The organism is Pseudonocardia sp. MH-G8 (assembly GCF_002262885.1).
GTDB lineage: Bacteria > Actinomycetota > Actinomycetes > Mycobacteriales > Pseudonocardiaceae > Pseudonocardia.
Map to the genome: position 1 here is coordinate 1 of NZ_NKYF01000020.1, position 18,823 is coordinate 18,823.

The 18,823-nt window shown below is 73.2% G+C and carries 19 protein-coding genes; 10 read left to right on the forward strand and 9 right to left on the reverse strand.

Translation table 11 applies throughout. The features are described from left to right. Both CFP66_RS32120 and CFP66_RS32125 read left to right on the forward strand, forming a co-directional pair. Positions 1-483 (forward strand): HNH endonuclease signature motif containing protein (locus CFP66_RS32120; protein ID WP_143517434.1); only part of this gene is annotated, 483 nt, incomplete at its 5' end. A gap of 293 nt (positions 484-776) precedes the next feature. Continuing rightward, on the forward strand, positions 777-1,400 hold the full coding sequence (locus CFP66_RS32125; RefSeq protein ID WP_094928994.1) for a TetR/AcrR family transcriptional regulator: 624 nt from the start codon (positions 777-779) through the stop codon (positions 1,398-1,400). A gap of 112 nt (positions 1,401-1,512) precedes the next feature. Here CFP66_RS32125 and CFP66_RS32130 read toward each other — a convergent pair whose 3' ends face one another. From CFP66_RS32130 to CFP66_RS32145, 4 genes are all read right to left on the reverse strand, one after another. Next, positions 1,513-3,057 carry a class I adenylate-forming enzyme family protein gene (locus CFP66_RS32130; protein ID WP_094928995.1) on the reverse strand — a complete coding sequence of 515 codons (1,545 nt, stop codon included), beginning with the start codon at positions 3,055-3,057 and terminating at the stop codon, positions 1,513-1,515. A 43-nt stretch (positions 3,058-3,100) separates the two neighbouring features. Continuing rightward, complete coding sequence (locus CFP66_RS32135; RefSeq protein ID WP_094928996.1) at positions 3,101-3,895, reverse strand: crotonase/enoyl-CoA hydratase family protein; 795 nt, start codon at positions 3,893-3,895, stop codon at positions 3,101-3,103. A 31-nt stretch (positions 3,896-3,926) separates the two neighbouring features. Continuing rightward, the gene (locus CFP66_RS32140) at positions 3,927-5,531 is read right to left on the reverse strand and encodes an AMP-binding protein (protein ID WP_233159896.1); all 1,605 of its coding nucleotides are present in this window, start codon (positions 5,529-5,531) and stop codon (positions 3,927-3,929) included. 139 nt (positions 5,532-5,670) lie between these two features. Continuing rightward, the gene (locus CFP66_RS32145) at positions 5,671-6,840 is read right to left on the reverse strand and encodes a polysaccharide deacetylase (protein ID WP_233159898.1); all 1,170 of its coding nucleotides are present in this window, start codon (positions 6,838-6,840) and stop codon (positions 5,671-5,673) included. Positions 6,841-7,038: 198 nt separating this feature from the next. On the opposite strand from CFP66_RS32145, the gene CFP66_RS32150 reads away from it, so the two are divergent. The 6 genes from CFP66_RS32150 (at position 7,039) to purU (ending at position 12,102) form a co-directional block, all read left to right on the forward strand. Continuing rightward, on the forward strand, positions 7,039-7,533 hold the full coding sequence (locus CFP66_RS32150; RefSeq protein WP_094928997.1) for an ATPase: 495 nt from the start codon (positions 7,039-7,041) through the stop codon (positions 7,531-7,533). Further along, positions 7,530-7,871, forward strand: a complete 342-nt coding sequence (locus CFP66_RS32155) for a helix-turn-helix transcriptional regulator (protein ID WP_094928998.1) — start codon at positions 7,530-7,532, stop codon at positions 7,869-7,871. Before CFP66_RS32150 ends, CFP66_RS32155 begins: the two co-directional genes overlap by 4 nt. 116 nt (positions 7,872-7,987) lie before the next feature. After that, positions 7,988-9,430: an MFS transporter gene (locus CFP66_RS32160; protein ID WP_094928999.1), complete on the forward strand. Its 1,443-nt coding sequence runs from the start codon at positions 7,988-7,990 to the stop codon at positions 9,428-9,430. Then, entirely contained in the window at positions 9,427-10,167 is a 741-nt protein-coding gene (locus CFP66_RS32165) for a DUF899 family protein (protein WP_094929000.1), read from the forward strand. The genes CFP66_RS32160 and CFP66_RS32165 overlap by 4 nt, the downstream gene beginning before the upstream one ends. Positions 10,168-10,327: 160 nt before the next feature. Then, positions 10,328-11,227 (forward strand): methylenetetrahydrofolate reductase, encoded by a 900-nt coding sequence (locus CFP66_RS32170; protein ID WP_094929001.1) that lies wholly within the window; start codon positions 10,328-10,330, stop codon positions 11,225-11,227. Continuing rightward, entirely contained in the window at positions 11,224-12,102 is an 879-nt protein-coding gene (gene purU, locus CFP66_RS32175) for a formyltetrahydrofolate deformylase (RefSeq protein ID WP_094929111.1), read from the forward strand. Before CFP66_RS32170 ends, purU begins: the two co-directional genes overlap by 4 nt. Here the strand turns inward: purU and CFP66_RS32180 are convergent. From CFP66_RS32180 to CFP66_RS32200, 5 genes are read right to left on the reverse strand one after another with little or no spacing between them, the layout of a single operon-like run. Further along, on the reverse strand, positions 12,071-12,811 hold the full coding sequence (locus tag CFP66_RS32180) for an alpha/beta fold hydrolase (RefSeq protein ID WP_094929002.1): 741 nt from the start codon (positions 12,809-12,811) through the stop codon (positions 12,071-12,073). The genes purU and CFP66_RS32180 overlap by 32 nt on opposite strands. Further along, positions 12,808-13,509, reverse strand: coding sequence for a 4-carboxy-4-hydroxy-2-oxoadipate aldolase/oxaloacetate decarboxylase (locus tag CFP66_RS32185; RefSeq protein WP_094929003.1), 702 nt, complete (start codon positions 13,507-13,509; stop codon positions 12,808-12,810). The genes CFP66_RS32180 and CFP66_RS32185 overlap by 4 nt, the downstream gene beginning before the upstream one ends. Then, positions 13,506-14,231 carry a PIG-L deacetylase family protein gene (locus CFP66_RS32190; protein ID WP_094929004.1) on the reverse strand — a complete coding sequence of 242 codons (726 nt, stop codon included), beginning with the start codon at positions 14,229-14,231 and terminating at the stop codon, positions 13,506-13,508. Before CFP66_RS32190 ends, CFP66_RS32185 begins: the two co-directional genes overlap by 4 nt. 20 nt (positions 14,232-14,251) lie before the next feature. Continuing rightward, positions 14,252-15,100: a class III extradiol dioxygenase subunit beta gene (locus tag CFP66_RS32195; RefSeq protein WP_094929005.1), complete on the reverse strand. Its 849-nt coding sequence runs from the start codon at positions 15,098-15,100 to the stop codon at positions 14,252-14,254. Further along, positions 15,093-15,452 carry a protocatechuate 3,4-dioxygenase gene (locus CFP66_RS32200; protein WP_094929006.1) on the reverse strand — a complete coding sequence of 120 codons (360 nt, stop codon included), beginning with the start codon at positions 15,450-15,452 and terminating at the stop codon, positions 15,093-15,095. The genes CFP66_RS32195 and CFP66_RS32200 overlap by 8 nt, the downstream gene beginning before the upstream one ends. Before the next feature lie 347 nt (positions 15,453-15,799). Here CFP66_RS32200 and CFP66_RS32205 point away from each other — a divergent pair, with 347 nt between their 5' ends. Both CFP66_RS32205 and CFP66_RS32210 read left to right on the forward strand, forming a co-directional pair. Then, positions 15,800-17,203 carry a glycine cleavage system protein T gene (locus tag CFP66_RS32205; RefSeq protein ID WP_094929007.1) on the forward strand — a complete coding sequence of 468 codons (1,404 nt, stop codon included), beginning with the start codon at positions 15,800-15,802 and terminating at the stop codon, positions 17,201-17,203. Continuing rightward, a complete protein-coding gene (locus CFP66_RS32210) occupies positions 17,203-18,819 on the forward strand; it encodes an AMP-binding protein (protein ID WP_094929008.1) in 1,617 nt (538 codons plus the stop codon). Before CFP66_RS32205 ends, CFP66_RS32210 begins: the two co-directional genes overlap by 1 nt. Positions 18,820-18,823 lie beyond the last annotated feature (4 nt).

The following is an 18,823-nucleotide window of genomic DNA, read 5'->3' on the forward strand; positions in this document are numbered from 1 at the left end:
CACCTGGACGCCGCCACCGGTGCCGCGCAGATCCGCGGCGGGCCGGAGGTTCCGGCGGCGACGGTGGAGCGGCTGGCCTGTGATGCGCGGGTGCAGGTGTTGCTCGAGGACCGCGCCCGCAACAGGCTCTACCTGGGCCGATCTCGGCGGTTGGCGTCGCCGGCGCAGATCGCGGCGCTCACCTCCCGGGACGGGGCACGGTGCCAGTTCCCGGGCTGTGCCCATACCCGTCACTTGCACGCCCATCATCTGGTTCCGTGGCGGGTGGGTGGTCGTACCGACGTCGACAATCTGATCTTGGTGTGTTCGTATCACCACGGTGTAATCCATGATCACGGCTACCGCATTCACCGGCTGGGTGACCGGTGGCAGTTCCTACGCCCCGACGGCTCCGCGGTCCCGGCGGTCGGGCCGGTGTTGAGCGGTCGGGCCGAGCGTTTGGTCGAGATGCACGCCCGGGCCGGATCGAGGGTGCGACGTTGACCCCGAACTGGTTCGGCGAGCGTCTGGACCCGGAGCCGATCCTGGATGCGCTGCTCCCGCGCCGGCCCCGGGCCCGGGCGGCGGCCTGACCGCGTTCCGCGGAACGCACCCAGCCCCCGACGAGGACACCGACGGACCCACCGCCAGGCGCGCACACCCACTCCCGCTGTGGCCAGGTACACGGCCAGCCGCGCGAAGTCGCCCGGCGCGCCCCGGCGGCGGTGCGGCATCCGCTTCATGACGGCGGCCCTCCACGCCCGGTCCCGGCCGGCCCGCGCCCATATGCTGGCTCGATGAGCACGGCAGCCGACCCGCCGCCCGGTGGCGCCCCTGCGCTCCCGCGAGGCGCCGGCCGGGAGGCCATCACCGGTGCGGCGCGCGAGATCTTCGCCGACCGCGGGTACCACGGCACGTCGATCCGAGACATCGCCAAACGCGCCGGACTGTCACTTTCGGCCCTCTACTACTGGCACCCCAGCAAGCAGCACCTGCTCGCCGCGCTGATCGAGGAGAGCACGCACGACTACTTCCAGCGTTGCGACCGGGCGCTGCGCGAGGTCGGCGACGACCCGGCCGACCGGCTGCGCGCGATGGTGCGCGCCACCGTGGAGTACCGCGTGCGCCGGCGTGTGGAGAGCAACATCGGCAACCTCGAGTGGCGCAACCTGGAGCCGGAGAACCGCGAGCGCCTCGACGGGCTGCGCCGCGCGGCCAGCCAGCTGTGGGCCGACATCATCGAGGACGGCGTGGCGCGCGGCGCCTTCCGCTGCGCACACCCCGACGACGCCCGGCGCGCCGTGGTCGCGGCCTGCAACGCGATCGCCCAGTGGTACGAGCCCCACGGCGACATCGACCTGCCCCACCTCGCCGACCGCTACACCGCCATCGCACTGCGGATCGTCGACCACCACCGCTGATCCGCCCTCCCGATCCCGGGCGGAAGCGTCGCTTCGCACATCCAGTGGTCACTTCGCACAGGGCGGGCCTTGTCTGAAGTGAATATCGGCGCGCGCCGTGTGTTCGGCGGGTTCACCAGCCCGGCCACGTGGCGCGCAGCGCCTTCTTGTCGACCTTGCCGTAAGGCGTCACCGGGAGCGCGTCGATCCTCCGGTACGCCTTGGGCCGCTTGTACGCGGCGAGCTCCGCCCGGCACGTCGCCGCGGCGGCCGGCTCGTCGAAGCCGGCTCCGGACGCCACCACGAACGCGACGACCGCCTCTCCCCAGTCGGGGTGCGGCACGCCGGCGACCGCCACCTGGGCGACGCCGGGACAGCCCTGCACGACGTTCTCGACCTCGGTGGAGTACACGTTCATCCCGCCGCTGATGATCATGTCGTTCTTCCGGTCGAGCAGGTACACGTAGCCTTCGACGTCCATCCGGCCCAGGTCGCCGGTGTGCAACCAGCCGCCGCGCAGCGTCTCGGCCGTCTTCTCCGGCAGCCCGTGATAGCCCGCCATCACGTACGGCGCGCGGGCGCACACCTCCCCGGGCTCGCCCGCCGGCACCGGGGCGCCGTCCTCGTCGAGGATCGCGACCTCGGCCAGTGACGCGGCCCGTCCGCAGCTCCCGAGGCGCTCGGGGTGGGCGGGGTCGTGGTCCTCACGCGTGAGGCGGGTGAGGAAGTTCGGGGCCTCGGTCTGCCCGTAGAGCTGCATGAACACCGGCCCGAGCCGGTGCAGCCCCTGCTCGAGGCGCTCGCGCGTGATCGGGGCGGCGCCGTAGAGGATCGTGCGCAGCGAGGACAGGTCGAGCTGCCGCCCCTCGGCCCGGTCGAGCAACCGGTAGATCATCGTCGGGACCATGAACAGGAACGTCGCGCGGTCGCAGGCGATCCGCTGCAGCACGGCCTCGGGGTCGAACCGGCGCTCCAGCAGGTGCAGCGCCCCTTTGAGCAGGCCCGCCTGCAACACGAACCCGGCCGAATGCGGCAGGGGCGAGGTCAGCAGCAGGCGCTCGTCGTCGCCCAGCGCCATCTCGACGGCATGCGCCAGGATGTTCACCGCGAGCCCGCGCTGGGTGTGCACCACGCCCTTCTGCCGGCCGGTGGTGCCTCCGGTGTAGGCGATCATGCCCACGTCCCCGCCCGCGACCGCGACGTCGGGGGGCGCGTCGGCGTCGGTGCCGGCGAACACGTCGAGCCATGCCGTGGTGCCGGGCACGTCGCCGTCGCCCACCAGCACCACCGTGTGCAGCGCCGGCGCGTCCGCGGCGAGGGCCGCAGGGGCCATGCCCTCGTCGGCGAGCGCCACGACCGCGCCGGAGTCACACAGGATGTAGGCGATCTCCGACGGCGAGAGCATGTCGTTGATCGGCACCTTCGCCGCCCCGCAGCGCAGCACCGCCTGGTCGGCGATCACGTACTCGGCCCGGTTGGACATCATCAGCGCGACCGGGGTGCCCGGCCCCACACCGGCAGCCACCAGTGCGTGCGCGAGCCGGTTCGCGTCGCGGGCCAGCTCCCGGTAGGACCATGTGCGGTCCGCGAACACGAGGGCCGGGCGCTCGCCGAACCGGTCGAGCGCGCTCGCGAACAGCGTGCGCAGGGTCAGGTCGGGCGGATGCGCGGTGGTCATAGGGTCCCCTCGGTGGCCGGAGCCGAGCGGCTCGATCGGATGTCTACTCGCCGCTCCACACCGGCGCACGCTTCTCGGCGAACGCGCGGGCACCCTCGATCGCGTCCTTCGACGACGAGACCGGCCCGGCGACCTCGGCCTGGCGCTCCCACCGCTCCTCGTCCGACCAGCCGGGGGCCGAGGCCACGATGCGCTTGCTCGCCCGGACCGCGAGCGGGCCGTTCGCCGAGATCTCACCGGCGAGCGCGATCGCCGCGTCGAGCGCGGTGCCGTCCGGGACGAGGCGGTTGACCAGGCCCAGCTCGCGCGCCCGCGTGGCCGGGATGTGGTTGCCGAGCAACGCCAGCTCCATCGCCTGGTGGTACGGGATGCGCCGGGGCAGGTGCAGCAGCCCACCCGCGGCGGCGACGAGGCCCCGCTTGACCTCGGGGATGCCGAAGGTGGCGCCCTCGGCGGCCACCACGAGGTCGCACGCGAGCACGAGCTCGAAGCCACCGGCCAGCGCGTACCCCTCGACCGCGGCGATCAGCGGCTTGGCGGGCGGCTGCTGCGTCACGCCGGCGAACCCCCGCCCGGGCACGACCGGGCGCTCCCCGCGCACGAACGCCTTCAGGTCCATGCCGGCGCAGAACGTGCCGCCCGCGCCGGTCAGCACCCCGACACGCAGCCCGGGGTCGGCGTCGAGCCGGTCCATCGCCTCGGCGATCCCCTGCGCCACGGCCGCGGTCACCGCGTTGCGGGCCCGCGGACGGTCGATGGTCACCACGAGCACGCCGTCGGCGGGCGTGCTCACCAGCACCTCGGGGGCGTCGGCTACCTCGGGGGCGTCGGCGGCCATGTCTCTCCTCTCGATCGGTGTGGTCGGCACGTCACGCTCCCCCGGCCTCGGCGGCCGTCTCGGCCCGCAGTGCCGCCCGGCTCAGCTTGCCGGTCGGGGTGCGGGGCAGCTCGCGGAAGGCGATCGAGGTGGGGCACTTGAACCCGGCCAGCCGGGCCCGGCAGTGCGCAAGCAGCTCCTGCGGCCCGACGTCCGCGCCGGTGTGCGGCTGGACCAGCGCCGCCACCCGCTGCCCCCATTCCGCGTCGGGCACCCCGATCACGGCGGCGTCGGCCACGGCGGGGTGGGTGAGCAGCACGGACTCGACCTCGGCGGGGTAGATGTTCACCCCGCCGGAGATGATCAGGTCGGAGCGCCTGTCGCTGAGGAACAGCCAGCCGTCGGCGTCGAGGTGGCCCAGGTCGCCGACCGTGAACAGGTCCTCTCGGCGGACGGCCGCGGTCTTCTCCGGCGCCTTGAAGTACTCGAAGGCGTCGCCGCTGCGGAACCAGATGGTGCCCACCTCGCCCGGCGGCAGCGGGGAGCCCTCGTCGTCGAGGATCACCACCTCGCTGCCCTCCCACGCCCGCCCGACCGTGCCCGGGTGCTCCAGCCACGCATGGGGACCCACGTACGTGCCGCCGCCCTCGGTGGCGGCGTAGTACTCGTACAGCACCGGGCCGAGCCAGTCGATCATGCCCTGCTTGACGGCCACCGGGCACGGCGCGCCCGCGTGCACGATCCGGGTGAGCGAGGACAGGTCGGCGCCGCCGCGCTGCTCCTGCGGCAGCGCCAACAGGCGGTGGAACATGATCGGGACCATGTGCGTGGCGGTGACCCGGTGGCGCGCCACCAGCTCGAGGAACAGCGGCGGGGTCCACTTGTCCATGAGCACCAGCGGGTGCCCCAGGTGCAGGGCCAGGTTCCCGTAGGCGTTGGGGGCGGCGTGGTAGAGCGGTGCCGCTACCAGGTGCACGCCCGACCCGGCCGCCCAGCCCTGCTCCCCGGGCCTGCCCAGCATCCGCGGCAGGATGTCCAGCCTCGCCGCGAAGCTCTCCTCGGGGCCCGCCTGCGGCAGCGGCTTGCGCACGCCCTTGGGCCGGCCGGTCGTCCCGGACGTGTAGAGCATCACCGACCCCTGGCGCCTGCCCTCGGGAGGCGTGACCGGCATGCCCTCGAGGAGATCCTCGAGCGGGCGGAAACCGGGGAACGCGGGCACCGCGAACCGGCGCTGCGTGGGGAGCCCGGCCTCGTCGGCAGCCGCGGTGGCCGCGTCGGCCAGCCGCGGCCCGGTGAGCAGCAGCTTCGCCTCGCTGTCCGCGAGGATGTAGGCGAGCTCGGGCGCGGTCAGGTGCCAGTTGAGCGCGGTGAGGTAGAGCCCGAGCTGGCTCGTGGCCAGCTGCAGGGCCACGAACGCGCGGTGGTTGGGCAGCGCGACGGCCACGGTGTCACCCGCCACGAGCCCCTGCGCGCGCAGCCCGTGGGAGAGGCGGTGCACCAGGTCCCGCAGCTCGCCGAACCGGGTGCGCGACCCGTCGACGTCCACGATCGCGAGCCGCTGCGGATCGGCGTCGGCGATCTCGAAGAACCCCAGCCCGCCGCGCACCCGGTACGCCTCGGCGAGATCGACCCGCTCCCCCGCGTCCTGCTGCTGCACCGTCGCAGCTCCCCTCGTCGCCCGCGCCACCCGCCGTTACTGAGCGATCGTTCAGAAGGTCGATGCTGCCGACCGGCCCCCGTCCTGTCAATCAGTCCGTCGGCGGTGCCCGCCGGCCCGCCCGGGACTCATCGAACGCTCACCCCACTCCGGCAGGCCGCATGTCCCTCCAGGCGTCGAGGACCGCAGGATCCTGCATGTCGATCCACGCACTCACGTCCGAGTGGGTCGCGCAGACCGTTTCGGGTTGCACGCACACCTCGGCCATGAACCGCGCGATCGCGTCCGAGAACCCGCCGCCCGACCAGCGGTTGAAGTGGTTGCCGAGCACGAGCGGCGCGCGGTTGCCGTTCAGCGCGGCGGCGTAGGCGCCGCGGTAGGCGTCGAGCGCCGCGTCGCGGAACTCGATCGCCCTCTCCGGCTCGTCGCGGCCGCCGTTGAGCGCGAGCCACAGGTTGTAGTCCATCAGCAGCACCTGCTCCCCCAGCGCCTCCACGCGGACCGAGGGCATCCAGAAGACCCGGATCCCGTGCGACCTCGTCGGCCAGACGATGCCGTCGGCCGGGCGGCTGGCGTCATAGGTGAGCCCGTGCTCGCGCATCGCCGGGTAGGCCTGCGACCACTTCCCCTCCAGGCACGGCGTCCGGCCGCCGCGCACCGGGTCCAGGTCCAACCCGCGCTCCCGCGCCGCGTCCACGAACGCGGAGAACTGCGCAAGCTCCGACGTCCACGCCGCCCGCGACCAGGACCCGACGCCCGGGGCGTCGCCCGCGCAGAAGTGCCCGTTGTAGTGGGTGCCGATCTCGTGGCCGCGCCTGCGCGCCTCCATGAGGTCGGCGATCAGCACGTCGATCTCCTCGCGCGACCCGCCGAAGCCGATCGCCGAGCTGCCCGCGGTGTGCCCCGGAGCCCGGTAGCGCGTGCGCTCGTCGTCGGGCACGAGGTAGACGCCCGACAGGAACCCGGTGAACCGCGCCTCCGCCTGGGCCGCCACCGCCAGCATCTGCTGCCAGTGCCGGTGCGAGCCGGCGCCGTCGAAGGAGAAGAGCACGAACTGCGGGGGCCGTTCGCCCGGTGCGAGCGGCCGCATCCACTGCGCGAGCCGCGCGCCCGCCCTGTCGACCTGGGCCTGGACGGGATCGGCTGTCGCGTCGCGATCCGGTGCGGGCGCGGCCGGCGCGGCCGCCGACGGCGGCGGGAACTGCTGGCCGACGAGCAGCACCAGCACCAGGACGAGCGCTCCCGCGAGGAGCAGCTGATCGCCCAGCCGCAGGCGCCGTCGGCCCGCCCGTCTCCCGTCGCGTCCCACCCGCCACCTCCGTCGCCCTGACCGCATCGTGCGCACCAGGAAGGCGACACGCCGCGCAGGTCGCCCGGCCGAGGGGCCGGAACAGCCCGAACGAGTGGGTCACAGATCATGATCGCCTGCTCTGCAATTCAGTGGTTGCACGTAGAAGAGTGATGTGCAACCCTCTTATTGCACACAGACCCCGCTGGAGGGAACACCATGAGCGAGACCACGTACACCGAGGCGGAGCTGGCCGAGCTCGACAGCATCGCTCGCCAGATCGACATCGACGCGCCGGCAGATCGCGTGTGGGAGCTCGTCGCGCGGCCCGGCTGGTACGTCAACGACGGCGCCGTCGAGCCCGAGCCCGACCTGAGGTACGAGGGCGACGTCGCGGTCGTGACACTCGCGCCGCACGGGGAGTTCCGCTTCCGGACGGTGCAGCTGGACAAGCCGCGCTACGCCGCGTTCCGCTGGCTGAGCACACCGTCGCGCCCCGTCTCCGAGGGCACGCTCGTCGAGTTCTGGATCGACGAGCGCTCCGGCGGCGGGGTGACGCTGCGCGTCCTGGAGAGCGGGTTCTCCACCCTCTCCGAGGACCCGGCGGCCTGGCTGAAGGAGCGCGAGGGCAACGACCGCGGCTGGGCGGAGGAGCTGGGCTGCGCCAAGGCGTTCGTCGAGTCAGGGGCTGCGCAGGCAGACGCGGGATCATGAACGTGCAGGACCTCCCGACCATGTGCGCCGCGCTGAGCGACCCGACCCGCTGGGAGATCCTCGCGCGGCTCGGGCACGGCGCGATGTCGGCCTCCGCACTGGCCCGGGTCCTCCCGGTGAGCAGGCAGGCGATCGGCAAGCACCTCGAGGTGCTGCGTGAGGTCGGGCTCGTCGAGCCGGAGCAGCGCGGGCGCGAGGTCGTCTACCTCGTCGTCGGCGCCCGGCTGAGCTCGCTCGCCCACGAGCTGGACCGGATCGGCCGGTCATGGGACAGCCGCCTGCTGCGGATCAAGCAACTGGCCGAGCAGCCCGACGAGGACCCGCCGCCCCGGTCCTGATCGCCGCACACCCCCTACGACGACGGGTTCGCGCGGCGAGGCCGCACGCGCCTCGCCGCGTGACCCCGCATGCCCGACGTCCCCTTCCACCCACGACGAGATCGGCAGGTCTCAGCATGTCCATCCCGACGACCGACACGACCACCGACTCCCGCACGGGAGGACGACGGAGCACCACGCCCACCGGACGCACTGCGGCGATGCGGGCCGGACCGGGGTTCGTGCTCGCCCTCGTCTGCACCGCCACGGCGATCGTGGGCATCGACGGGGCCATCGTGAACGTCGCGCTCGCCTCGATCCAGCACGACCTCGGTGTCGATCACGCCGCGCTGCAATGGGTGGTGGTGGCCTACGGCCTGTTGCTGGGCGGGTTCCTCCTGCTCGGCGGGCGGATGGCCGACCAGCTCGGACGGCGACGCGTCTTCCTGACCGGCATCGCCGTCTTCACCGGCGCCTCGCTGCTGGCCGGGATCGCGCCGCACGCCGGTCTGTTGATCGCGGCACGTGCGGTCCAGGGAGTGGGCGCGGCACTGGTCGTACCGGCAGCGCTGTCGCTGCTGGCCGTCACGTTCGCCGAAGGTCCCGAACGGGACCGCGCCGTGGGCCTCTTCGGGGCTGTCGACGGCGTGGCCGCGTCGGCCGGGGTCGTCGTGGGCGGGCTGCTGGCCGCCGGTCCGGGCTGGCGGTGGGCGTTCCTCATCCACGTGCCGGTCGGGATCTCGCTGCTCGTGGCCGCCCTCGTCCTCCTGCCCGCGGATCGCGCCGAGGAGCGCGCTCCCCGCCTCGACGTCGCCGGAGCCGTCACGGTGACGGGTGGCCTGCTGGTGTTCGTCTACGCGTTGCACCACGCTGCGGGTCACGGCTGGTTCACCTGGTCCGCCCTGGTGACGTTCACCGCGGCCGGCGCGCTGCTGGCCCTTTTCGTCCGGATCGAAGCACGGGCGACCGCTCCGCTCGTGCCCGCCGCACTGCTGCGCAACCGCACGCGGGTGACCGCGAACGTCACCGCCTTCCTCGCGTTCTCCGCGCTCCTGTCGTTCATCTTCATCGGTTCGCTGTTGATGCAGCAGGCGCTGGGCTACTCGCCGGCGATCGCGGGCGTGGCGTGGCTGGCCACGACGGTCACCCTCTTCGTGGCGGCCATGACGGGCAGTCGGCTCGTCGCCCGGATCGGGGGGCGCGGGCTGCTGATCGCCGGGATGTCGCTGGTCGCCGTCGGGGCGTTCTGGATGACACGGGTCCCCGCCGACGCCGGCTACGTCACGGACCTGCTGCCCGCCTTTCTGCTCGCCGGGGTCGGTTTCGGGTTCTGCGGACCCGCGCTGCAGCTCGGCGCCCTGTCCGGGGTATCGCGATCGGATGCCGGGCTGGCGTCCGGACTCGTGGAGACCTCGCGCGAGATCGGCGGCGCGGCCGGGGTCGCGGCGGTGTCAACGGTGCTCGTCACGGGCTCGGACCTCGACAGCTTCCACGCCGCCTTCACGGTCGTCGGTGTCCTCGCCGTCCTCGGCGTGGTCGTCGCCGCCACCGGATTCGCGCGGAAGGGAGAGATGTCATGAACGCACAGTCCGTGCCCGCGGTCGTCGACCGGGCAGTGTTCCAGGCGGAGCTCGACGGGCTGCGGCTGCGGGAGAAGGCGCACACCCGGGAGGGCGATGCGATCGCCGCGGCCCGGCGGCGCCTGCCGATGGTCGAGGTGGACGCCGGTCAGGAACTGGTCGGGCCCGATGCCACCGCCACCCTGCTCGACGTCTTCGAGGGGCGCAGGCAGCTCGTCGCCTACTTCTTCATGTGGGCCGACGGCCGCCCTGCCCAGGAGCAGTGCGAGGGCTGCACGTTCTACAACGCCCAGCTCCACGAGCTCGCCCACCTGCACTCCCGCGACACCACGTTCGCCGTGCTCTGCCAAGGACCGTACGCGCAGAGCGTCCGGTACCGCGATTTCATGGGCTGGGACCTGCCGTGGTACTCGGCGCAACCGTCGCTCGACTCGCTCCTCGTCGGGCGTGAGATCGGCCTGTTCCACATCGTGTGCTACCTGCGGGACGGCGACCGCGTCTTCGAGACCTACTGGACCCACTCGCGTGGCGTCGAGGCGATGGACAACAGCTACGGGCTACTGGATCTCACCGTCTACGGGAGGCAGGAGCCCTTCGAGGACTCCCCGCCCGGCTGGCCGCAGCCATGGGGGAGCGAACGCGGGCACCCCCATCCCTACCGCGTGAACGGACGTCCCATCAGCCAGTGGGCACGGGTGGAAGCGGGTCGTTCCGACGACCTCACCGCCCGGAGGTAGGTCAGTTGACGTAGCCACCTCGCGACGGCGGCAGCGCGGAGTTCCGGTCATCCGCGCGATCCCCTGAGGGGGCCCCAGTTCCTACCGTTCCTGCAGGCCCGGAGCTCGTCGGGGCCGGTGTCGGCCGTCACAGGCGGTCGTAGGGATGGGGGCCGCTGACATGACTTCCGAAGCCGACCGGGCTGCGCCGGACGCGGTGGCGCACCCGCCCCGCCCCGGGGTGTCGCCGCGGCAACTGCTGGCTCGGGCGCTGCGCGGTGCCAGCTACGAGGTGCTGCCCTTCCGGAGCACCGAGGAGGCGGTGGTCACCCACGTCCCGCGCGAGGTGGCGCTGACCGTCACGACCACGGAGGCGAAAGGGCTGGAGCGCACCCTCGACCTCGCCGAGAGCCTGTCCCGGCACGGGTACGGCGTCGCACCCCACCTCGCGGCCCGGCTCGTCCGGGACAAGGCGCACCTGACCGACGTCGTCGCCCGGCTCGGCGAGGCGGGCGTCACCAGCGCGTTCGTGATCGCGGGCGACGCCCCCGAACCCGCCGGCCCGTTCCCCGACGCGCTGTCCCTGCTCGAGGCGCTCGACGCGCTGGGCCGCCCCTTCCGCTCGGTCGGCATCGCCGGCTACCCGGAGGGCCACGCCCGCATCGACGACCACCTCATCGAGAAGGCCCTGCACCGCAAGGCGCCCCACGCCACCCACGTCCTCACGCAGCTGTGCTTCGATGCCGCGACGACGGCGGGCTGGGCCCGGTCCGTGCGGGAGCGGGGCGTCACGCTGCCCCTGCGGGTCGGCGTGCCCGGTGTGGTGAGCCGGCAGAAGCTCGTGCGCATCTCGGCCGGGCTCGGGTTGGGGCAGTCCGCGCGCTTCCTGGCCAAGCAGCAGAGCATGTTCTGGCGCTTCTTCCTGCCCGGCGGCTACCGCCCCGACCGCCTCGTCGACCGGCTCGCCCCCGCTCTCGGCGGTCCGCTGCACGGCCTGCACGTCTTCACGTTCAACGAGCTGGAGAAGACCGAGGCGTGGCGCCGCGACCGGATCGCCCGGCTGGCCGCGGAGGCGTCGTGACCCCCGACCGCCCCGGCCGGCACGCCGTGCTCACGCTCTCGTGCCCCGACGCCCCCGGCATCGTCCACGCCGTCGCCGGGTTCCTCGTCGCGCAGCGGTGCACCATCGTGGCGAGCCAGCAGTTCAGCGACCCCGGCAGCGGCACGTTCTTCATGCGCGTCGAGTTCGCCGACGCCGACGCCGACGGCGACGTCCTCGACGTCGGGCAGCTGCGCCGCGACGTGGCCGATGTGTCCGCCCGCTTCGGCATGACCTGGCGGATGGTGGACGCCGCCGAGCGCCAGCGCGTGGTCCTCATGGTGAGCCGGCTCGCACACTGCCTCAACGACCTGCTGTTCCGCACGTCGGTGGGCGAGCTCAACCTGGACGTCGTCGCGGTCGTGTCCAACCACCCCGACCTCGCCCGGCTCGCCGAGGGCTACGACGTGCCGTTCCGCCACATCCCGGTCACGCCCGACACCAAGGCGCAGGCCGAGGCGGCGCTGCTCGACCTCGTGCGCGAGGAGCAGATCGACCTGGTCGTGCTCGCCCGCTACATGCAGGTCCTCACCGACGACACGTGCAAGCAGCTGGACGGGCGGGCCATCAACATCCACCACTCGATGCTGCCGAGCTTCAAGGGCGCCCGGCCCTACCACCAGGCGCACGCGCGGGGCGTCAAGGTCATCGGCGCCACCGCGCACTACGTCACCGCCGACCTCGACGAGGGACCGATCATCGAGCAGGAGCTCCTGCGCGTGGACCACTCCATGAGCACCGAGGAGCTCGCCGCCCACGGCCGCGAGGTGGAGTGCCGGGCACTCGCGCGCGCCGTGCGCTGGCACAGCGAGAACCGGGTGGCCCTCAACGGCTCCCGGACGGTGGTGTTCGCGTGACCGGTGCCCCCGAGATCTCGAGCAGCACCTCCGCCAGCGCCTCCGGCGCCGTCACCATCGCCTCGTGCCCGGTGTCGAGCTCGTGGACCGGCCACCCGCGCTCCCGGGCACGCTCGGCCTGCGCCCGGAAGACCCGCATCCACGAGACGCACTCGACGAAGGCGGCGGGAACCGCGTCCACGGCGCCCGTGAGGTCCAGCGCGTCGGTGTAGGTCTTCCACGGGTGCGGTGTGAGCTTCGGGGTCAGCCAGTCGACGTCGGACGCAGCGGTGACGCCGAGGACCGAGAGCTTCCGGACGGGCACGAGCCAGCCGAACCCGGCCTCGGTCGCCGACTCCGCCCAGTGGTGGGCCACCGTCTCGGGCAGGAGGTCGCGCGCGGCCTCGCCGTCGTCCCCGACGAACGCGTCCAGGTGCACGCGTCGGGCGATCCGCTCCGGGCGCCGGTCGGCCACCGCGGTGACGATCTGGCCGGCGTAGCTGTGCCCGACCAGGACGACGTCGCGCAGGTCGAGGACGTCGAGCAGCCGCACGACGTCCTCGGTGTGGGTGTCGAGCCCGACCTGCGGGGACAGCAGGTGCGCGCGCTCCGAGAGCCCGGTGAGGGTCGGCGCGTGCACCTCGTGGCCCGCGCCGCGCAGCAGCGGTGCGACCCGGTCCCAGCACCAGCCCCCGTGCCAGGCCCCGTGGACCAGGACGTAGCTCGTCATTCCTGCCCCACCCACTCCTCGTGCGTGACGTACTCGAGGCCGAGGCCGGGCAGCCGCTCGCGCAGGCCGTAGCGGTCCAGGCCGAGCTCGCCGCGCCGGAACGCCTCGCGCGTGGCGGCCTCCTTGTCCACCCGGGCCTGCGCGCCGGTCAGCGCCCGGCCGACGTCGGCGCGCGGCACGACCATGACGCCGTCGTCGTCGCCGAGCACGACGTCGCCGGGGTGCACGAGCTGCCCGCCCAGCACGACGGGCACGTTGACCGCGCCGGCCGTGGCCTTCACCGTGCCCTGGGCGCTCACCGCGGTGGACCACACGGGGAACCGCGTCTCCCGCAGGTCGGCGACGTCGCGGACGCCGGTGGAGAGCACCGCCCCGCGCACTCCCCGCTCGGCGAAGGCCGTGGCGAACAGGTCGCCGAACAGGCCGTCGGTGCAGGGCGAGGTGGTGGCCACGACCACGACGTCACCGGGACGACACTGCTCCACGGCCACGTGGATCATCAGGTTGTCGCCGGGCCAGCACAGCACCGTGACGGCGGTGCCGCCGGTGCGGGCGCCCGCCCACGCCGGCCGGAACGCGGGCCCGAGGTAGCCGGTGCGGCCCAGCGCCTCGTGCACCGTGGCCACGCCGTACGCGCCGAGCCGCTCGGCCTCGTCGACGTCGGCCCGCGGGGGCCCGGTGACGACGACCGGCCTCATGCGAGGGTGTCCGTGACCTGGGGGTACAGGCGCATGTAGGCCTCCGCCATCGCCGTCACCGGCAGTCCGAGGTTGGGTCCGGCGTTGCGCTTGAGCTGCACGCCGCGGCGCGTGGCCAGGTCCGTGTAGTAGTCCCACATGTGCTGCTGGGCCGGGAGGCTCTCCATCGCCTTGCGCTTGGTGGCGAAGACGTCGGTGACGTCGAGCAGCACGTCCGGCCGGAACCCGCTCACCTCGGGCTGGTGCGGCTCGAAGTGGAACAGCGGCGGGGCACCCAGCGGCTCGCCCGGCGCGTCGTAGCCCACGGCCTGCGCGAGGATGCGGGCCTGCACGGCCATGCGCGCCGCGGCAGGGTGGTCACCGTTGTACGGGTCGGTGAGCGTGTGGGTCAGCACGACGGTCGGCACCGTCTCGCGGAAGACCCCCACCAGCCGGTCGACCAGCTCGGGGGTCTCGGGCAGCGGGTAGTCACCCGCGTCGAGGAACCGGATGTCGGCTCCGAGGACGGCGGCGGCCTGCTCGGCCTCGCCCCTGCGGATCGCCTTGATCTCCTCGAGCGAGCGGCCCTCGCGCCACGCCCGCGCGGACTCGCCGCGCTCGCCGTAGCTCAGGCAGACCACGGTGGCGCGGCCGCCGCGGGACGTGGTGAGGGCGATGGCACCGCCCGCGCGCCAGACGAAGTCGCCTGCGTGCGCGCTGACGACCAGCAGGGATTCGGGCATCGTTTCCTCGTGGTCGGGAGTCACGCGGGACGGTTGTCGAACAGCGCCAGCGCCGCAGCGGTGTTGGAGGCCGGCACGTGGTAGGTGGAGTGCACCTTGCGGATCTGCGCGTTCATCGCGCCGCGCATCACCAACCACATGATCATCTCGATGCCCTCGGCACCGGCCTCCCGGATGTAGTCCTCGCGGCTCAGCGCCGCGAGCTTCCCAGGATCGTGCTCGATCGCGTCGAGGAACATGTGGTCGAAGGCCGAGTTGATGAACCCGGCGCGGGCGCCCGCGAGCTGGTGCGACATCCCGCCCGTGCCCAGGATCCCCACGGTGGCAGCGCCGTCGAAGCTCGCGATCGCGCGCCCGAGGGCCTGCCCGAGCGCGTAGCAGCGGGCCGCGGTCGGCTGCGGGTACTGGATCACGTTGACCAGCAGCGGCACGACCGGGCACGGCCAGGCCTCGCCGGGCTCCGGGGTCCAGACCGACAGCGGCACGGTGAACCCGTGGTCGACGTCGAGCTCCTGGAAGACGGTGAGGTCGAAGCCGTCGTCCACCAGGCTCTTCAGGAGGTGCTGCGACAGCTCGGGGGCGCCGACGACATCGGGCACCGGGCGCCGGCCGAACCCCTCGTCGGCCACGCGGTAGCCCTCCGCGGTGCCGAGGGCGAAGGTCGGCACCACGTCGAGGTCGATGCCGTTGGCGTGGTCGTTGTAGATCAGGACCGCGACGTCGGGCGGGTTCTGCGCGAGCCACTCGCGCGCCGGGCGGTACCCGTCGAACAGCGGCTTCCAGTACGGCTCCTCGGTCTTGCCCCGGTCCATCGCCGCCCCGATCGACGGGACGTGCGAGGTCGCGAGGCCCCAGATCACCTCAGCCATCCGTGCGCCCTCCCGCCCGCATCGCGGCCACGAACTCCTCCTCGCTCATGCCGGTGAACACGCCACCGAGGTACTGCATGGATCGCCCGTCCATCATCGCCAGCTTGTAGACGTAGAAGATGCTGCCGCCCAGCTCGAGCATCTCCTGCCAGTCGCGGTGCAGCACCGCCCGCTTCTGCGCCTGCGACAACCCGAACCGGTCGCAGTAGGCGGCCTCGTCCGCGAGGAACTCCTCCCGCGCGGAGGTGTCACGCAGGCTCATGAACAGCTTGTTCATCCGGTAACCGAGGCGGCTCGCCGCCCCGTCGAACACGTACGTGGCCCGCGGGCCCACGCGATCCTCACTGGTCATGTCGCACTGCTCATCTGGCGCTCCCTGGTCGCGGCGTGCGTGCCGACCGGTTCCGGCAGCCGACGCTAGACCGCCCCGTCGGCAGGGGCCATCGCGCGGATGACGGTCGCCGGGACGCCCATCGGCACCGCGCGCCCGCGACGGATGACGTAGCCCGTTCGCCTTCCACTGCCGCTACGTCAAATGACCCGACCTCCCCTGCGTCCTCGGCCGGGCCGGCCACGCCATTGCACGCTGTCTGCGCCGGCGCCGCCGTGCGTAGCTTGGCGCCGACGGGTAGCCCCACGTCCACAGGACGCCGAGCATGGCCGCGGCGGGCGGGGTACGGCGAACGAGAACGGGTGCACATGAGCGCGAAGAACCTGCAGGACGTGTTGGACCAGGCCGGCGACACCGTGGAGCTGCTCCGGAACTCCCAGCTCGGCGCCTACATCTACCCGGTCGTCCCGGCGGAGTTCACGAACTTCCGCCGCGAGGTGATCGCCTGGCGCGAGACCGCGGTGCTGTTCGACCAGACCCACCACATGGTCAACCTCTGGGTGTCGGGTCCGGACGCGTTGCGGCTGCTCTCCGACACCGCGATCAACAGCTTCGCGAAGTTCCCGGTGGACACAGCGAAGCAGTTCGTGCCCGTCGCGCCGAACGGCGGCGTCATCGGCGACGGCATCCTGTTCCGGCTCGCCGAGGAGGAGTTCGTCTTCGTCGGCCGCGCGCCGGTGGCCAACTGGCTGACGTTCCGGGCCGGCCAGGGCTACGACGTCGACATCCGCCAGGACCAGCGCTCCCCCTCCCGCCCCTACGGCAAGCCGGTCACCCGCGACGTCTGGCGCTTCCAGATCCAGGGCCCGCGGGCGTGGGAGGTCATCGAGAAGGTCAACGGCGGGCCCGTCGAGCAGGTCAAGTTCTTCACGATGGGCCGCATGAGCGTGGCCGGCGAGCAGATCCGCACGCTGCGCCACGGCATGGCGGGCGCGCCGGGCCTGGAGATCTGGGGCCCGTACGAGAGCTACGACAAGGTGCGCGACGCCATCCTGGAGGCCGGCCGCGAGTTCGGCCTCGAGCCGGCGGGGGCGCGCGCCTACTCCTGCAACACGCTCGAATCGGGCTGGATCCCCTCGCCGCTGCCGGCCGTCTACACCGGCGAGGAGCTGCGCCCGTACCGCGAGTGGCTGCCGGCGGACGGCTACGAGGCCACCAACGCCCTGGCCGGGAGCTTCGTGTCGGACCGGATCGAGGACTACTACCTCAACCCGTGGGAGCTGGGTTACGGCTCCTTCGTCAAGTTCGACCACGACTTCGTGGGCCGCGACGCGCTGGCGGCCATGGACACGCAGAGCCAGCGCCGCAAGGTGACGCTCGCCTGGAACGCCGAGGACGTGGCGAAGCTGCTCGCCTCCCCCGTCGACCCGGACGGGCCGGGCTACCAGTTCTTCGACCTGCCCAACGCCAACTTCGGCTCGTCCAACTTCGACTCGGTGGTCGACGGGGGCGGCAACGTCGTCGGGCTGTCGCTGTTCACCGGCTACAGCGCGAACGAGCGCAAGGCCCTCTCGCTCGCCACGGTGAACCCGGACGTGCCGCTGGGCGCCGAGGTCCAGGTGTTCTGGGGCGAGCCGGACGGCGGGAGCCGCAAGACCACGGTGCAGCCCCACGAGCAGCTCGCGGTGCGGGCCGTGGTGAGCCCGGCGCCCTACGCGGCCACGGCGCGCGAGCACTACCGCCCGGGGTGGCGCACGGCTGCCTCCGTGTAGTGGACGCCTCCTTCGGCACCGTCTGGGAGGGGGTCGCGGCCCGGCTCCCCGACGCGATCGCCCTCTCCGAGCCCGGCCGCGACACCACCTACGCCGAGTTCGACGACCGCGCGGCGCGCCTGGCCACCGCGCTGGAGGCCGCGGGCGTGCGCGCGGGCGACACGGTAGCCTGCTACCTCCACAACGGCGCGGCCTACCTGGAGACCGTGTTCGCGGCCTTCAAGATCGGGGCGGTCCCGGTCAACGCGAACTACCGCTACACGCGCGAGGAGCTCACCGCGCTGCTCGCCGACGCCGACGCGGCGGCGATCGTGTTCAGCGGGGCGCTCGCCGCCCACGTCACGCACGCCGCGGCGCACGTGCCGACGTTGCGCCTGCTGGTCCGGGACGGGCCCGCACCCGACGATGATCCCGGACCTGACGCGCCCGAGCTCGAGGCGCTGCTGGCCGCCACCGACCCGCGCCCGGCCACGCCACGGCCGGGCACCGATCGGCTGTTCATGTACACCGGCGGCACCACGGGGATGCCGAAGGGCGTGGTCTGGCAGCAGTCCGACCTGCTGCACAGCCTCGCGGTGCCCGTCTTCGGGCCGCTGGGCGCCGCGGCGCTGCCGGACACGCTCGACGATGCGGTCGCGCTGGCCGCGCAGGCCCGCGCCACCGGCCGTGCTCCGGTGGTCATGCCGGTCGTGCCGCTGATGCACGGCACCGGCCTGTTCAACACCATGGGCGCCCTGCTCGTCGGCGGGCGGGCCGTCACCGCCCGCGCCGGCGGGCTGGACCCGCGGCACGTGTGGGAGACGGTGGCCGCCCAGCGCGTCAGCATGATCATCGTGGCCGGGAACGCGGTGTGCCGGCCCCTGGTCGACGAGCTCGTCGCCGCCGAGCGGGCCGGGCGCCCGCACGACCTGTCGTCGCTGCGGTCGGTGCTCAGCTCGGGCACCGCGCTCGGCGACGAGCTCAAGCGGGCGCTGCACGACCGCGCGGGCGTCACGGTCACCGACGCCATCGCCTCCACCGAGGGCGGCCCCTACGCGTTCGCGATCACGCGGTCCGGCGCCGACCTCCCGTCCCGCTTCCACCCCGTGCCCGCCACCACGGTGGTCACCGCGGACGACCGGGTCGCCCGGCCGGGAGAGGTCGGCGTGCTCGCCTACAGCGGCCCGCTCCCGCTGGGCTACCACAAGGACGGCGCCCGGACCGCCACGACGTTCCGCCACATCGACGGCGTGCGGTACGCGATTCCCGGCGACCTCGCCGCGCTCGAGCCCGACGGCGCGATCCGCTTCCTCGGCCGCGGCGCCGCGGTCATCAACACCGGCGGGGAGAAGGTGCACCCCCCGGAGGTCGAGGAGGTCCTGCTCGCCCACCCCGAGGTCACCGACTGCGCCGTGGTCGGCGTGCCCGACGCCACCTGGGGTGAGCGGGTCGCGGCCGTCGTCGCCGCCGTCCCGCGCCCCGGCCTGGCGCGGGAGCTGCAGGACCTGGCCCGGGAGACCCTCGCCGGCTACAAGATCCCCCGGACGGTCGTGGTGGTCGACCGGCTCCCGCGCACGCCCACCGGCAAGCTCGAGCTCGCGTGGGCACGCCGGGTCGCCGCGTCGGGAGCTGCGTAGTCTC

Bases quoted from the DNA above. Each gene is read 5' to 3' on its own strand.
- CFP66_RS32165 (WP_094929000.1), top strand. From the start codon at position 9,427: ATGAACGCACAGTCCGTGCCCGCGGTCGTCGACCGGGCAGTGTTCCAG.
- CFP66_RS32195 (WP_094929005.1), bottom strand. From the start codon at position 15,100: ATGGCTGAGGTGATCTGGGGCCTCGCGACCTCGCACGTCCCGTCGATC.
- CFP66_RS32185 (WP_094929003.1), bottom strand. From the start codon at position 13,509: ATGAGGCCGGTCGTCGTCACCGGGCCCCCGCGGGCCGACGTCGACGAG.
- CFP66_RS32135 (WP_094928996.1), bottom strand. From the start codon at position 3,895: ATGGCCGCCGACGCCCCCGAGGTAGCCGACGCCCCCGAGGTGCTGGTG.
- CFP66_RS32200 (WP_094929006.1), bottom strand. From the start codon at position 15,452: ATGACCAGTGAGGATCGCGTGGGCCCGCGGGCCACGTACGTGTTCGAC.
- CFP66_RS32170 (WP_094929001.1), top strand. From the start codon at position 10,328: ATGACTTCCGAAGCCGACCGGGCTGCGCCGGACGCGGTGGCGCACCCG.
- CFP66_RS32125 (WP_094928994.1), top strand. From the start codon at position 777: ATGAGCACGGCAGCCGACCCGCCGCCCGGTGGCGCCCCTGCGCTCCCG.
- CFP66_RS32190 (WP_094929004.1), bottom strand. From the start codon at position 14,231: ATGCCCGAATCCCTGCTGGTCGTCAGCGCGCACGCAGGCGACTTCGTC.
- CFP66_RS32160 (WP_094928999.1), top strand. From the start codon at position 7,988: ATGTCCATCCCGACGACCGACACGACCACCGACTCCCGCACGGGAGGA.
- CFP66_RS32155 (WP_094928998.1), top strand. From the start codon at position 7,530: ATGAACGTGCAGGACCTCCCGACCATGTGCGCCGCGCTGAGCGACCCG.
- CFP66_RS32150 (WP_094928997.1), top strand. From the start codon at position 7,039: ATGAGCGAGACCACGTACACCGAGGCGGAGCTGGCCGAGCTCGACAGC.
- CFP66_RS32130 (WP_094928995.1), bottom strand. From the start codon at position 3,057: ATGACCACCGCGCATCCGCCCGACCTGACCCTGCGCACGCTGTTCGCG.
- CFP66_RS32205 (WP_094929007.1), top strand. From the start codon at position 15,800: ATGAGCGCGAAGAACCTGCAGGACGTGTTGGACCAGGCCGGCGACACC.
- CFP66_RS32180 (WP_094929002.1), bottom strand. From the start codon at position 12,811: ATGACGAGCTACGTCCTGGTCCACGGGGCCTGGCACGGGGGCTGGTGC.